General features: G+C 40.9%; 15 protein-coding genes. 5 read left to right on the top strand and 10 right to left on the bottom strand.

Annotated features, from left to right (window positions below; genetic code table 11):
• The 3 genes from E1160_RS03875 to E1160_RS03865 form a co-directional block, all read left to right on the top strand.
• On the top strand, positions 1–1,850 hold a 1,850-nt coding region (locus tag E1160_RS03875), incomplete at its 5' end, for an ATP-binding protein (RefSeq protein WP_218048705.1).
• Between the two features lie 156 nt (positions 1,851–2,006).
• Positions 2,007–3,914 carry a M23 family metallopeptidase gene (locus E1160_RS03870; RefSeq protein ID WP_155153685.1) on the top strand — a complete coding sequence of 636 codons (1,908 nt, stop codon included), beginning with the start codon at positions 2,007–2,009 and terminating at the stop codon, positions 3,912–3,914.
• The gene (locus E1160_RS03865) at positions 3,898–4,347 is read left to right on the top strand and encodes a bactofilin family protein (protein ID WP_155153684.1); all 450 of its coding nucleotides are present in this window, start codon (positions 3,898–3,900) and stop codon (positions 4,345–4,347) included. Before E1160_RS03870 ends, E1160_RS03865 begins: the two co-directional genes overlap by 17 nt.
• A 24-nt stretch (positions 4,348–4,371) precedes the next feature.
• Here E1160_RS03865 and E1160_RS03860 read toward each other — a convergent pair whose 3' ends face one another.
• From E1160_RS03860 to E1160_RS03850, 3 genes are read right to left on the bottom strand one after another with little or no spacing between them, the layout of a single operon-like run.
• Entirely contained in the window at positions 4,372–5,349 is a 978-nt protein-coding gene (locus E1160_RS03860; RefSeq protein WP_155153683.1) for a threonine ammonia-lyase, read from the bottom strand.
• A gap of 7 nt (positions 5,350–5,356) precedes the next feature.
• Positions 5,357–6,040 carry a haloacid dehalogenase type II gene (locus E1160_RS03855; protein ID WP_155153682.1) on the bottom strand — a complete coding sequence of 228 codons (684 nt, stop codon included), beginning with the start codon at positions 6,038–6,040 and terminating at the stop codon, positions 5,357–5,359.
• Between the two features lie 32 nt (positions 6,041–6,072).
• A complete protein-coding gene (locus E1160_RS03850; protein ID WP_155153681.1) occupies positions 6,073–8,103 on the bottom strand; it encodes a lytic transglycosylase domain-containing protein in 2,031 nt (676 codons plus the stop codon).
• 232 nt (positions 8,104–8,335) lie between these two features.
• Between E1160_RS03850 and dapA the strand changes: the two genes are divergently transcribed.
• Both dapA and smpB read left to right on the top strand, forming a co-directional pair.
• Positions 8,336–9,223, top strand: a complete 888-nt coding sequence (gene dapA / locus E1160_RS03845) for a 4-hydroxy-tetrahydrodipicolinate synthase (protein ID WP_155153680.1) — start codon at positions 8,336–8,338, stop codon at positions 9,221–9,223.
• Between the two features lie 24 nt (positions 9,224–9,247).
• Positions 9,248–9,748 (top strand): SsrA-binding protein SmpB, encoded by a 501-nt coding sequence (smpB, locus tag E1160_RS03840; protein WP_155153679.1) that lies wholly within the window; start codon positions 9,248–9,250, stop codon positions 9,746–9,748.
• An 8-nt stretch (positions 9,749–9,756) separates the two neighbouring features.
• On the opposite strand, the gene E1160_RS03835 is transcribed toward smpB, so the two are convergent.
• From E1160_RS03835 to E1160_RS03805, 7 genes are all read right to left on the bottom strand, one after another.
• Positions 9,757–10,395, bottom strand: a complete 639-nt coding sequence (locus E1160_RS03835; RefSeq protein WP_155153678.1) for a uracil-DNA glycosylase — start codon at positions 10,393–10,395, stop codon at positions 9,757–9,759.
• Between the two features lie 19 nt (positions 10,396–10,414).
• The gene (locus tag E1160_RS03830; protein ID WP_155153677.1) at positions 10,415–10,849 is read right to left on the bottom strand and encodes a hypothetical protein; all 435 of its coding nucleotides are present in this window, start codon (positions 10,847–10,849) and stop codon (positions 10,415–10,417) included.
• 125 nt (positions 10,850–10,974) lie between these two features.
• Positions 10,975–11,619, bottom strand: coding sequence for a class I SAM-dependent methyltransferase (locus E1160_RS03825; RefSeq protein WP_218048704.1), 645 nt, complete (start codon positions 11,617–11,619; stop codon positions 10,975–10,977).
• Positions 11,620–11,633: 14 nt separating this feature from the next.
• Entirely contained in the window at positions 11,634–12,092 is a 459-nt protein-coding gene (locus E1160_RS03820; protein WP_155153675.1) for a DUF6389 family protein, read from the bottom strand.
• Positions 12,093–12,375: 283 nt separating this feature from the next.
• Positions 12,376–13,266: an ABC transporter substrate-binding protein gene (locus E1160_RS03815; RefSeq protein WP_155153674.1), complete on the bottom strand. Its 891-nt coding sequence runs from the start codon at positions 13,264–13,266 to the stop codon at positions 12,376–12,378.
• Between the two features lie 3 nt (positions 13,267–13,269).
• Positions 13,270–13,743, bottom strand: a complete 474-nt coding sequence (locus tag E1160_RS03810) for a PAS domain-containing protein (RefSeq protein ID WP_155153673.1) — start codon at positions 13,741–13,743, stop codon at positions 13,270–13,272.
• Positions 13,744–14,113: 370 nt separating this feature from the next.
• Positions 14,114–14,787, bottom strand: a 674-nt coding sequence (locus E1160_RS03805) for a LabA-like NYN domain-containing protein (protein ID WP_155153672.1), incomplete at its 5' end; no start/stop codon positions are given.

The following is a 14,787-nucleotide window of genomic DNA, read 5'->3' as shown; positions in this document are numbered from 1 at the left end:
ATATTAACAAGAAGAATACTGGGGACTTCATGTTTATTTCACTAAACTCAATACGTGCGAAACTTCTAGCTGTGGTGCTTCCGTTGATCGCTATCAGTATGATTGCACTATTTGCGGTACTTGAATATGCGAGCATTAGTGTTGCGCATGAAGATCTTAAACAACGCCTTTTACAAAATACGCAGGTTCAGGCTTTGGCTCTTTCAAGTCCTCTGTGGAACTATGATATTCGTGCCATTCGTCCGATCTTGTTAGCGCTGGAACAAGATCCAGATTTCCTTTATGTGACGGTACGTGATGTAACTGGTGAAGAAATTTCTGCGTTGCGTGTTGCAGGTAAGGAGGGAGCAAAAGCTTCTTTTGAAGAGACGTTACCAATTATCTATAGCTCAAATGATCATGAGGAGATTATTGGTTCTGTTTCCGTCGGTATGCATGATGATCGCGTTCAACATGAGGTAATTACACGTTTGCAACGCAATGTATTGGTATTGATCATATTGATGGCCGTAATTGTTGCGGCAACAGTTGTTGCTACTGAGCGTACTATTGGTTATCCGCTTCGTGAATTGATGAAATCTATTAAGCTGGTTAAAGATAACGATATTCGTTCATCTGTTGAATGGGATTCAAAAGATGAACTAGGGGAGGTTGTAACGTCTTATAACGAAATGATCATTCAGCAAGAATTGGCAGAACGTGCCATGCGAGCCAGTGAAGAACGCGCGCGCGATTCTGAGGCGTTATTGCGCGATGCTGTGAATTCCATGTCTGATGGGTTTGCCCTGTTTGATAAAGACGACAAGTTGGTTTTATACAATAGAAAGTTCAGTGACATTACGCCAAAAGCACAAGATTCAATTCAAGAAGATGTAACTTTTGAAGATATTATTCGCACAGCTGCAGAACGTGGAGATTTTCCAACTGCTGAAGGGCGTATTGATGATTTTGTGGAAGATCAAATTCAGGCTCATCATCATTTTGATGATTCGACAATTATTCGTGTAAGTGATGGTCGATGGATTTTATGTACCGAGCATGGAACATCATCTGGTGGTACCGTAGCCGTACGTACAGATATCTCGGAATTGAAGGAACGTGAGCTTGAATTGCAGTTGGCGAAGGAAGAAGCGGACGCGGCTAACCAAGCAAAATCTAGATTCCTTGCAAATATGTCGCATGAGCTAAGAACACCATTAAATGCAATTATTGGTTTCTCTGATATTGTCCGCAGTGAGATGCTGGGGCCTGTTGGTCAGGACCGTTATAAAGAATATGCACATGATATTTATAATTCTGGTTCGCATTTGTTGGATTTGATTAATGACGTGCTTGATGTGTCAAAGGTAGAGGCGGGCGCGTTTGTTGTGAATGACGAAGAATTTGATGTAAGTGAAGTTGTCAAAGACTGCCATAAATTGTTGGAACAACGTGCCACAGAAAAAGATTTGTTATTAAATGTGGATGTGCCTGAGGAATTACCAAAACTACGTGCCGATATGCGGGCAGTGAAACAAGTGATCCTAAACTTGATGAATAATGCGGTGAAATTTACCCCGGCTGCTGGAATGGTGACTGTGTCTGCGGGATTGGCGCAAGATGGTGGTATGCTGATTCGCGTTACGGATAACGGTGAAGGGATGTCTATGGCTGATGTGGAAACAGTTATGAAGCCATTTGGTCGTTTGGATAGCCCCTGGACACAATCAGAAGAAGGTACAGGTCTTGGCCTGCCTCTGTCTGACATGTTGGTAAAGGCTCATGACGGTAAGTTAACTTTGGAAAGTGAAGTTTCCAAAGGAACTGTAGTTTCTATTCATTTACCAAAAGAACGCGTAATTAAGATTTAATTTGAAATGTTTAATCCGCATACCTGACATATATTAGTTGGGCAGAATCTGTTTCGGTGTTATTTTTATTGCCCTTGCGTTGACTCTTACCCTTATAAAATGGCTTAATAGGCAGGGTTGGAAGTTGGGTCTGTCTAAGTATAGAAAGCTATTTTAATGCACGGTGGTTTTGATTCAGGACATGGGGTTTCTGAAGGTACTGAAAGTGGTAAGAAGGATAACTGGTTTAAGCGTGTGTTTAAGCCACGCGATATTCTTATCCGTAGCCAAGGTCGCGTAACATTCATCAATCTGTCACCGAAGCTACAAGTGGCTTTATGTCTTGGTGTGTCTGCGGCAGCGTTATGGGGAATATCTTCAACGATTACAAGTGTATGGCAAAACTCTATAATTTATGATCGAAATCAAGCGATTATTGAAGCCAAATTATCTCAAAACCGTTTAAAAGCAGACTTTCAGGCTTATAAAGTAGAGTTGGAACGGATTACCAATTTACTTCAGGATATGGATAAGCAGACTGATCTTGCCACGGTCGAAGAAAAGATAACAACTAAAACAGATGAAACATCATCTGAAATGACATTCTCTGAAGAAATTATTGCTTTTCGTGTGTTGGGGGACAAGGTGAATGAAAGCCTTGCTCGGGCTTCTCTTGATTTTGATGTTAAAGGGGATGATCATGATCGAATCGTTAAATCCCGTTCTGGTTATCAAGATGAGATCATTGCGCTTCAAGAGCAGCTTGAAAACCAACGTGCATTAAATCGTAAATTATCTGGTAAGGTAAGCGCGGCCAATCAAGCTTTGGTGAAGTCTCAAAACGAATATGAGGCACTGGAAAACAATAAGAAGGTAATGGGACATCAAATTAAGAATTTGACTGCCGCCTTATCTGAAGCCCGAGAAGAGGGAGGGCAAGCAAATATCCGTATTAAAGAATTTGAGACGGAAGTTGCATCCCTCGAGGCTCGTAAAAATCAACTCGACACTACAAACGAAAAACTTAAAGACGACTTGGAGCTACTTCGCGAAGAAGAAGCTCAATTGTTAGGTTTAAAAAAACAAGCAGAAGAACGTATCGCAATTTTAAACGAACGTTTCGATAGTTTGATGGTTGAAAGTGGTTTGCGTAATAAATTGGTGGATGCCCTAACCCCTCGTGCAGATCTTAGTAATGTACCATTGGATGAACGTTTAACTGTTTTGGAAGAGACCTCTTCTGATCTGATGGATGGTCTTGTTGATTTTAGAGATATGTCAGACAAAGTTGAACAAACTCTTGATGGCGTCGTAACCGGATTAAGTCGGGTGGCAGGCTATACCCGTGAAGTGGACGCAATGCGTGAAAATCGCCCTCAACAAGCATTGACGTTATTATCGGAACTTGAATCTATCCATGATGATCAGATTACAATTGTTTCTGGTCTTTTAGATCGCACAGAAAAATCTATTGTTCATAAGCAAGAAACGCTGTCAGGCACTGGTTTAGATCTGGATAAAGCTCTTGCAATGGCGGGTTTGCATACAGGAACTGGTGGCCCGGAAGTTATACAGGAATTCACAGGTGGCTCTTCATCTGAGTTAAATACGACTGTGGCGACATTGGAACAAAAAGTTCAGAAGCTTCAAGCACTGGATAAACTAATTTCTTGTGTCCCGTTGGTTTCGCCAGTGGATTACTATCATGTGACCAGCAAATACGGAATGCGTAAAGACCCGTTTACTGGCAAAAATGCGATTCATAAGGGAATTGATATGGGAGGTTGGCCTGGGACAACCATCCATGCAACTGCTAGCGGTAAGGTCGTTAAGGCTTATAATAGTTCTAGTTATGGAAAGATGGTTGAGATTGACCATGGTTGCGGCATAACTACTATTTATGGTCATCTTAAGAAGATTTTGGTGAAGAAGGGGGATGAAATCTCTCATCGTGATCCAATTGGTAAATTGGGTAGTACGGGGCGTTCAACGGGTCCGCATGTACATTATGAAATTCGTTTGGATGGCGAACATCTTGATCCTATGAAATTTATTGAGGCTGGACGCCATGTCTACAAAGGATAAGCAACCCTCAGCAAATGTGACTTATGAAAAGTCTTCTTTCACCCCCTCCAAGGTGCTGACGGTATTATCAGAAGGGATGATGTTGACTGGGAATGTAGCCTCCAAAGGTGATATGCATGTGGATGGCGATGTTACAGGCGACATCCATTCCTATCGTTTGACCATCGGTGAAAAGGCCACCGTCAATGGCTCCTTGTATGGTGATGAAATTATAGTTTCTGGCCATGTTAAGGGGGAAATTACGGGACGTATTGTCCGTTTGACATCAACGGCTGATGTGACCGGTGATATCAATCATGATAGCTTATCCATTGAGGCGGGGGCTCATCTACAAGGATTATGTAAACGTGGTAATCCTATTGCATTTTCAGTGAATGGAAAAGCAGTTGTAGAAGCAGCAATATCATCAAATTCTAACTCTGACTCAGATTGATCAAAGATTAGAAAGTCTGTTTATTCACTCTGCCAATATTGAACGATACATTTCATCATCTACATTGCCACCGGATAAGACAACAATCGTAGTCTTGTTTATTGTATCTATTTTGCCAGCTAATAGTGCTGCTAAGGCAACAACGCCGCCAGGTTCTACGACGAGCTTCAGATCTCTAAATGCGATACGCATAGCATGTTTCACTTCATCATCTGTCACAGATAATCCACCGCTCAATTTATGCTGATTGATAGGGAAGGTAATCTTGCCAGGAGATGGAGAGAGCAGAGCGTCACAGATAGAGCGTGCAGACGGGTCATTTTCTTCATAACAACCCGTTTCAAGTGATCTTTTCGTATCATCAAAATCTGCGGGCTCTACTCCATAAAGCTTTGTTTCTGGGAGTGTTTCTGTCATCGCGAGACATAAACCAGCCATGAGGCCACCACCGCCACATGGCGATAGAAGTTGATCCGGATTGATACCCAATTCTTTACAGTCTTCGGCAATTTCGAGGCCGGCAGTACCTTGTCCAGTAAGAGTTAATTCCGCATCATAGGGTTTGATTAAATAGCTGCCTCGTTCTTCTTGAACTCTGATGCCAATTGCTTCACGGTCCTCGTTATACCGATCATAAAGGATAACCTCTGCGCCATAAGCACGGGTATTTTCGATTTTAATCCTAGGAGCATCCGCTGGCATAATGATAACTGCAGGAATGCCAGCAAGCTGCGCGGCATGGGCGACACCTTGGGCATGGTTACCTGATGAGAAGGCGACAACTCCTTTTTGTTTTTGCTTATCAGATAATGCATTGATGGTATTTACAGCGCCGCGAAACTTGAAGGATCCGGTTTTCTGTAGACATTCCGGTTTAAATAAAACCCGTCCACCTAGTCTTTCATTTATGAAAGGTGATTCAATTAAAGATGTACGAGTTGCATAACCTTTGATGCGGTTTGCTGCTGTTACTACATCCGCAAAATTTGCTGATTCTGACATTATTAAATTAACCAATTAAAGTTGGAAGTTTTTCAAGATTTTTAAGAATTGCTTTTGGACGACCTGAAAGGCCTTCAGCTGGCTGATTGAAACGATTAACCCAAACCACGTTGAAGCCAAAATGAGCTGCACCCGCCACATCCCATGCGTTGGATGATATAAAACATATTTCATGAGGTTGAATATATAGGTGATCAACAGACATTTGATAGACGCGTGGGTCGGGTTTAAAGACACCAATATCGTCGACCGAATGAATTTCATTGAGTAACGGGGTTATGCGTGCGGACTGTGCAGCAGCTTCCAACATTTTAGGAGAGCCATTTGATAAAATAACACGTTTCAGTTTTTTATCCCTTAAAGCTGATAGCATTTCAGGAACTTCTGGATAGGCTTCTAATTCCCAATAAAGGTTAAGAAGCTTCTTTTTTAGTTCAGGCGAATCCAGATTAACTGCAGCCATAGCGTAAGTTAAACCATCCTGAGTAATATCCCAGAAGTCGCGATAGTCGCGCATAAGACTTCGTAACCAAGTATATTCAAGCTGTTTCTGTCGCCAGATATGGGAGAGCGCATCTGCTTTATCTCCTAAGTCATCTTTGCATTTTACCGCGGCTGCATGAACATTAAACAGGGTGCCGTAAGCATCAAAAATACATGCTTTGATGCCTTTTAGGATTGGTTCGTTCATTTCCAGTATATTTCCTTCCGCCCCAATTAATCTTAGTTGCTTAAAGTTGGGTCTACCACGTGATTAAGCATATCCAAGGTTAGCTCACGGGAAGGTTCCCCAAATTTCTGTTTATAGACTAACAGATTCTCCGAAACACGCTGTACATAGTTTCGTGTTTCTTCAAATGGAATCATTTCTATCCAATCGATCATTTCTTCAATTGTGACGCGGGGGTCACCATTTTGATTTACCCAGCGTTTTACTCGGCTTGGGCCTGCATTATATCCTGCGAAAGCCATAGGAAGAGAGCCATCAAAACGTTGAATCAATCCAGACAAATAAGATTGCCCAATTGTAATGTTATAGAGTGGGTCCGTGGTTAAACGTTTTTTATTATATTTTAGGCTCACACGTTTGGCTTGTCTTTTTGCTGTTGCCGGCATGAGTTGCATCATACCAAGAGCACCTGCAGAACTTTTTGCCTTTGGGTAGAAGGCACTTTCCTGTTTAATGATTGAATGTACAATTGGACTATGTAAGAAGTTCTCACCTTCGACTGGGAAGATTGGATATCCATCTTCATATAGGGTAACGTGTTTTTTGTCCGCTTGGCGCGCGGTGTAGACTGCCAAGTCATTACGTCCGATAGATTTATTTAATGCAGCAATAAATTGAAATTCATCTTCCTCATCTGCTTGCCACATTAAGGCTTGGGTGAAGCGTTTAACAATTTTATCTTCATCAAGTTGATCCATTATCACAATGGCTTCCGCTAATTCGTTATGCGTCACATCAGGTTGGACGGCAAATTCTTGTGGCGCATATTTCGGGGCAATTTTTGGAATTTGAGAATCTTTCGGCAATTTTCCAATGGCAAGCTGTCCATAGAAACGGTGAGAGAACGTTGCGGCATTTTTATAGCTTTCTAACGCTTTGTCTTGATTGCCCAATGCCTCATACGCACGTCCAATCCAATATGTGGCACGTGATAATGAAACAGGAAAACTGACTTTTCGTTCCATATTTTGAAAATGTAACAAGGCATCTTTGGGCTTATGCAGATATTGTAAGGCGATCCAGCCTGCGAACCATTCTGCATCTGCATAAGAATAGCCACTTGTATTCCTGTGATCTGCCGCAATTTTATAAGCGAGATCAAATTTCTTTTCCCGGACAGCCCAACGTGCAATTTTGCGACGTTGTTTCCACCAGTATCCCGCTTGATCTTTTTCCTGTTCCGGATTCCTTAGAAGCTCAAGGGAGTCTTCGTAACGCCCTTTGCGAAGGCGCCAACGTAATCTCTCATAAGCCAAGCCGGGATGATCCTTTAGGTGTCTAGGAACTTGGCGAATGGCATAATCAACACCGCCTGATCGTCGACGTAATTTAATACGTGCCTGTGCTAATTTGGCATAATCATTTGAGACACGGCGAGATTGACGAGTCGCGCTTCCAGTGAAGCCTTTCCAAAGAAGAAATTCCAATCGCGCTAGATGATCCTCTTTCGTAAGCCACTTTTTATAAGGGCGCAGAATTGCTTTTTCATCGACAGGTAGCATGTCACGTTCACGCCACGCTTCCCGGATCAGGCTTTTTGCTTTTTCTTCACGCCCATCTTCAATTAAAGCGCGGGCGTAATGGATCACACCTTTCACGGTATAGGGATCATGGGATCGAAACCATTCAAGAAGATCGCTTTTGGGAGTAGACGCTTTGATCGCGTTTTCCGCAGACCGATGTAAAGTGCGAATACCTGGCCAATCATGATGCGTCAAAATGAAATCGGATATTTCCTTGAAGCTAGCTTTGTTTTTTCTATATTGATAGTAACTCCATTTTAGAACCTGTTCAGGCAATTTATTTTCAGCTTTACGTGCACGGTTAAAAGCATAGTCCCACTTATTATTATCAGCGGCCTGAAAGGCTTTTTCATAGAGGTTGAGATCCACTTTTGAAAGAGATGTTGCTTCTGTGGGATTTGGAAAGAATAGGCCTGTCGCAATCACAGCGCAGAGGCTCAGAGGTTTGATATACCTTGAGCTGAATATGTTTTTTGTAAATGCACCAGTTGAAAAAATCATAACCCATCCATCTATTTTCTAATTATGGCGGTAGTATGACTGAATTCGCTATTCACGCAAAGAACAGTTTCATGAAAAATCCAAGTAAGTTTTAGTTCAAAGGAAAATTTATGGAAAAAAGAACTTAATGTATCTTGTTTGAAATTAAAGGACTCTATATTGTCCGTTCCATCGTGTCGTGAATTTTCGGCATGTTTTTTATGTTTAATTTCTACTATCAAGGAGCCACGTTATGACCGTGACGTTTCAAGGGTCTATGACCGCACTCATCACACCAATGACCCCAGATGGGTCAGTGGATGAGAAGGCGTTTCAAAATTTCGTTCAGTGGCAGATTGATCAAGGGACAGACGGCCTGATTCCAGTTGGAACAACAGGCGAGTCTGCGACGCTTACGCATGATGAACATGAGCGTGTGATCTCTCTCTGCCTTGAGGTAGCCAAGGGTAAGGTGCCTGTAATTGCTGGCGCTGGGTCTAACTCTACACGTGAAGCTGTCTCTTTGACCAAGCATGCCGCAAGCATGGGGGCAGACGCGACACTCGCAGTAACACCTTATTATAACAAGCCAACACAAGAAGGCATGTATCAACATTTTAAAGCTGTGGCTGAAGCCGCGGATTGTCCGGTGTTTATCTATAATATTCCGGGTCGTAGTGTTGTTGATATGTCCGTTGATACAATGGCGCGTCTTGCGAAAGATTTTGATAATATCGTTGGTGTGAAAGATGCGACAGCTGACTTATCTCGCCCGTTATCAACTCGTTTGGCATGTGGTGAAGATTTCATTCAATTATCTGGTGAAGATGCAACAGTAGTTGGTTTCTTGGCACAAGGTGGTCATGGCTGTATTTCTGTTTCTTCCAATATTGCGCCTGGTTTATGTGCGCAGTTACATGATGCATGGAATGTAAAAAACTGGGATGAAGTTGCACGTATACGTGACATCTTGATGCCAATCCATGATGCGATGTTCTGTGAGCCGTCTCCAGCACCAGCGAAATATGCAGCTGAATTGCTAGGTCTATGTTCTGCACGTGGTCGTTTGCCTGTTGTCGAATTGACGGATGCAGGCAAAGCGCAGGTTAAAGCGGCACTTGAAGGTGCTGGTTTGCTTTAAGTGAACTTTAAGGATTGTAAAGTTATGGCGGGTAAAAATAAAAATGCCAAAAAGAAGGCGGCTTTATTAGCGACGGGGACGGTTGCCCAGAACCGTCGTGCCCGCCATGACTATTCCATCGAAGAAACAGTGGAATGCGGCATTGTCTTGGCAGGGACAGAGGTTAAGTCTTTGCGTTCTGGTACCGTTTCTTTGTCTGATGCCTTTGCGGCACCAAAAGACGGTGAGTTATGGTTGCAAAATGTGCATATTGGTGAATATCCAAATGCGCATCAAAAGATGCAACATAAGCCGAAACGTGACCGCAAATTATTGGTGAAACGTAAAGAATTAGACCGTTTGTCAGGTCTGGTTCGTCGTGACGGTATGTCTTTGATACCAATGTCACTTTATTTCAATGATCGTGGTATTTGTAAATTATCTTTAGGTTTGGCTAAAGGTAAGAAAAGTGTTGATAAACGTGAAACTATCAAAGAGCGTGATTGGAAGAAAAAGCAAGGTCGCTTGATGAGAGAGCTAGGTTAAAATTATACTTAGCCTTCAATATATTTCTTTATATCTTTAAAGACGTCTTCGAACATTTCTGGCGTTAAACGTCTTGTATTCAAATTATAACGTGAGCAATGATAGCTGTCGAAAAGGGTAATGCCGTTGTCGAGTGTTACTTTTGCATTATGTGCAAATTTTGCATGTGATTGCTTATATCCCAATGCTTTTAACGCATTGTTATGACTAACTCTACCAAGGCACATTATCACTTGTAGATTGCTCATGGCCTCTATTTCATCTTTTAGAAAGGGTAGGCAGTTATTCATCTCGGCACCTGTTGGTCGATTTTCTGGTGGCACACAGCGCACAGCATTTGATATACGGCAATTGATAAGGACTAGTTTATCATCAGGACGGTTGTCGAATTTTCCATTAGAAAACCCATATTTCTCAATCATTTCAAATAATAAAATGCCTGACATATCCCCTGTGAATGGACGCCCCGTCGTATTAGCCCCATGCAATCCGGGGGCAAGACCAAGTATCAAAATTTCTGATTTAATACTTCCAAAACTACGTACAGGTCCATTATGCCAATCGGGATGTTCAATCCGTTGGAAATCAATATAGGATTTCAATCTAGAGCATAGATTACAGTCATGACTGGGAAATCTTGGCTCCATTTAACCTCCCTTAATTGGACTATTTTTTTGTCCATTCAAACCACGTATAATGGTATTCGCGTGCATCTACATGGAAGTATTGTTTACAAGCGCGGCAGATACACTGGTATTTCTCATTCCAAGGTATGTTTTGCACTTCATTGATTTCAACATAACCTAATTTTTCTTCTTCAATAGGGCTATAAAATATATCTGTCAGATATAATTCACAAAAGCATAAGCGCTTCTCTGAACTAACTTCATTGTTACGTTCTACAAAATTTAATTTTTTTAAGGCAGAAGAAAGATGAACTTCAGAAGCACCCATTTGTATTCCATCTGTTGCTCTTAATATTTGTGGAATTTGGGCAGCAAGTAAGTTAAGTATTTTCGTATCTCTGATATGCCTTATTTTACAGGAAGCAGACCAAATTTTATTAACGTCTTGGGACAATATATCTTCAAGAATTTTCATATGCATAATTTTCAGTAAACATTACTTTTTACTGATACGGGTTCATTTATGGAAGCTTTTATGTTATCTATGATTTGATCTAAATTCATGTTTTTCATCATTCTTCCCTTAATTGGACTAACTTGCTACTGGGCCTCCATCAATACAAGGGAATGATTCTCGCTTGGCAAATCCTGTCGATTATATCCATGTCCTGCCCTGATTTCTTTGATTAGTTTGAAGCCGCATCTGTCGAAAGTCCGAATGGTTTCTTCTTTGGAATAGTTACTCCAGTACATAGGGGAACCAAAAAAATCTTCTTCCGTGTAATCAGGTTCATCTGCAACTGCTATAGTAGCTAGCAAACTTCCTCCTAATTTTATCCAGCGTCTCAGGCTATGGATTAGCGCCTCTTGATCTTCCCTTGGTATATGGAAAAGTGCATAGAGCATAACTATTCCATCAAAATATCCTTCTGGGAAGGTCACTTCCAACAGGTCTCCATGGATGAAATCTGCGTGTGATACCTTTGATCGCGCTAAATCAATTTGGCGGGCCGAAATATCAACGCCCACAACTTTATACTCCTTTGCAAGCTTTTGAGCTATGGGTAGCCCGGAACCGCATCCTGCATCCAGTATGAGACTTCCAGGCTTTAATCTTTCTACTAAATTTTTTAAAATTGCTGTGCTACCACCAATTCTGGCATCTAAATAAGCCTCTGCTACTTTGTCGTAACTGGAAGCTACAATTTCTAGAGCTTCACGAGCCTGTCCCTGAAATTTTTTCATCTCTGTAACCTCCCTTAATTGGACTCGCATGCATCATGTAATATTTTCGCCTCGTGATAGCAGTTTGAAAATATTATTGGTTTAGGAAACTCGACTTCACCTATTTGTTTAATCAGAGACAAAACCCATTTTAGAGCAGTTTCGGAAACTGCTTCTCTCATGTCAAAAAATGCTTCATTTGGATCAAATAGTGTGACGGGAAAATTTAATTGGCCGTCTATAAATTTTATATCAAATAAATATCGGAAATCTCGAACCTGTTTGTTTAACACATAACTATCTGGTCCTTGAGGTGTTAAGAGAATGCTAACAAAACCCTCTTCGTCCTGATCAATAAAAGTATCAAATCCAATTCCAGTTGCTTTCGCTGGCCAATGTGTAAGAGCATTATTTATATTTTGTATTGCAGAGTTATTACAGGATATCATCGCCTGTAGTAACTCTGATTGATACGATGCTTTATCTATACTCATAAATTTTCCCTATTTACGTCCCTTAATTGGACTTGGTTTTGTTACAAAAGCCCGTTTGTATAATCTTCATTATTGCTTAGTGACGAAATCTTAACTTCACAAACCAACTTTCTATTTCTATTGATGTATTCAACGAAACCATTCCCAGGTTCTTTACTGGCAATCATTTTCCACCCCATGATCTTATATTTCCCAAATCAAATATAGTTGCAATGTGACATATATTTCAATTTGATATTACTCTTCAAAGTTTGGTGGGGGCATATTTAGCTGCATTTGATAGCTATCTATTTTGATATTTCATAGGCATCCACCAGCTTGTGTCTAATGCTGGTGTATCTTGTGGCACTACAGGATTATTGAGAACTATCAGCTTTCTATTCTCCAAATTTCCTAACTTGATGTAGTGTTCGAAATATTCAAAGAATAGCTTTTTATAGGAGCCATCTTCCATTGCAATATCTAGTCCTCGCCGGAGATTTTTTGCTAATTCGGGTCTATGTTTACCTACAAAAAAATAAACAGGATGCGGATAGAAAAGCATAATATTGTCCGCTACTATTAACTGTTTATTGTAACGCTTTTGTTCATCCCAGATCTCTTGAACTCCTCGATGGAAGTAATCGAATCTTCCGTAGATTAGCTTTTTGAAAATGCTTTCATAAACTGTGCTAGTATCAACTCTGAGGTTATTTGCTTCAAATACGGGAAGATCCCCCCAATGTTGGCTATACCCCCCTGTATAGCTTTGCAAATCGTCCAAAGTAGAAATTTCACTAATTGAAGGATGCATTGTTGGTGTTACTAATAACAAACGTAAGCCCAATACTCCCCTATAAAGAGGAATTTTAATAGGAATCAATAAATCTTCTCTATCTCGCGTAGTAGACATCCATTCGATGTCCAGTCGCCCTTCCAATATTTGGTTTTCCCCTCTTTTTTCATTCACATCCTGTGTAGTCGGTCCTTGGACTACAAAAGGTATGTCCAATTTGCTAATTGCTAGTAATAGAAGTTGATGACCAAACTTATATCGTTCCTGATACTGATAATGCTTAATGACGATAGATTCATCAGCATGTGCAGCTAGTGGCGATAACACCCACATTATTGTTAGGGCTACAAAAAGGGAAATTTTCAAAACACCACCTCCAGCCTGCCAACCGTAAATCAAATTTTACAACTTAGACTTCTTTAACTGTAAAGAGCCTATAATATGGGTAACATTGCCTTCATCATCAAATAGGGGACAATCAATGGATTCAAAGCCCGAATTTTTCACCCCGAGAAGGGATGAGCTGCCCGTACAAAAGTATGGCTTTTTTGTTTCCACAATCATCTCGTAATGCTCAATGAGTTGATTGAAGTTATCATATCCAACATATTCTGGCGGCTTTAATTCAAACGTAAAGCCATGAGATTGTCTACCCGTAATTATGTTAATCTCTTCGCCACAGATTAGATATTTGAACTTCTGATAAGCCAAACGTTGGAGCAGAAATAATCCCCCAGCAATTCGAATATGGTTTTCTATCTTAAAGTCACTCTTTTGGGGCGAACCAGAGGGAACGTTAGTCCACCATTCATAAATCTGCTGATTTCTCCACATAGATAGATCGTCAATAGATTTTAGTTCGCTCACTTCAATCATATTAAGGAAAACTCCATCAAGATTCATATAGTCATAAAAGACTACATTTGCAGCATGAAACCTTAAGTTCTAAGCTATCTCAAATTTAGAGCTTATTAGTTAAAAATCAATTAACGCCCATTTTTTTCAATACACTTTGATGACTGAGGATTTGCATAATTATCAACTGCATGCAATTTTGATTAAATATCATCCTTATGTCCCTTAATTGGACTTCTAGCGTTCGTTAATATCTGTTCTGAGCTCAACAATGATATATCATTGAGCGTCTTTAAATCTTGGAATAGGTGAGGCGTTTTAATTAGTTCAGCGTAGTTGCAAAAACAGATTTTCAACATATCTGATTTATTTATTTGAAATAAGGAGGGAGTTACAAACGTTCCACACTTCGGTCAATTTCGATTTGTTCAATGTTACCGTTAACTTCTTCGATTATATCAACATCGTCGTAGTCTTTGGTGTGATCGCGTCGCATTTCTGAAGATGGTTGTGGTGGGTCTTCGTAATCACCCTCATCAATATCGTGAAAGTTTCGTGCGATCTTTTTCGCGATCCGTTTTAAATCGACAAACCCATCTGCCTGACGACGTAATTCGTCAGCAATCATTGGTGGGTTTGACTTGATTGTGCTGACAACGGTCACACGTACACCTTTACGCTGGACAGCTTCGACCAAGCGACGGAAATCGCCATCGCCGGAAAACAGGATAACATGATCAAGATGTTTGGACATTTCAAGCACATCAATCGCGAGTTCCATATCCATATTGCCTTTGACCTTGCGGCGGCCTTGGGCATCGGTGAATTCCTTGGCTGGCTTTGTGACCATGGTATATCCATTATAGTCCAGCCAGTCGACCAAAGGACGGATAGGGGAATATTCTTGATCTTCAAATAGAGCTGTATAGTAGAAAGCGCGAATAAGTTGTCCTTGACTTCGAAAATGTGCCAGTAACTTTTTGTAATCAATGTCAAAGCCAAGTGCACGCGCAGCAGAATAAAGATTTGCGCCATCAATAAACAAGGCAACACGTTCTTGTGTGT

The organism is Curvivirga aplysinae (assembly GCF_009711445.1).
Classification (GTDB): domain Bacteria; phylum Pseudomonadota; class Alphaproteobacteria; order UBA8366; family Aestuariispiraceae; genus Curvivirga; species Curvivirga aplysinae.
Note: the sequence above shows the minus strand (reverse complement) of the source record. Positions and strands in the feature narration are given on the sequence as shown.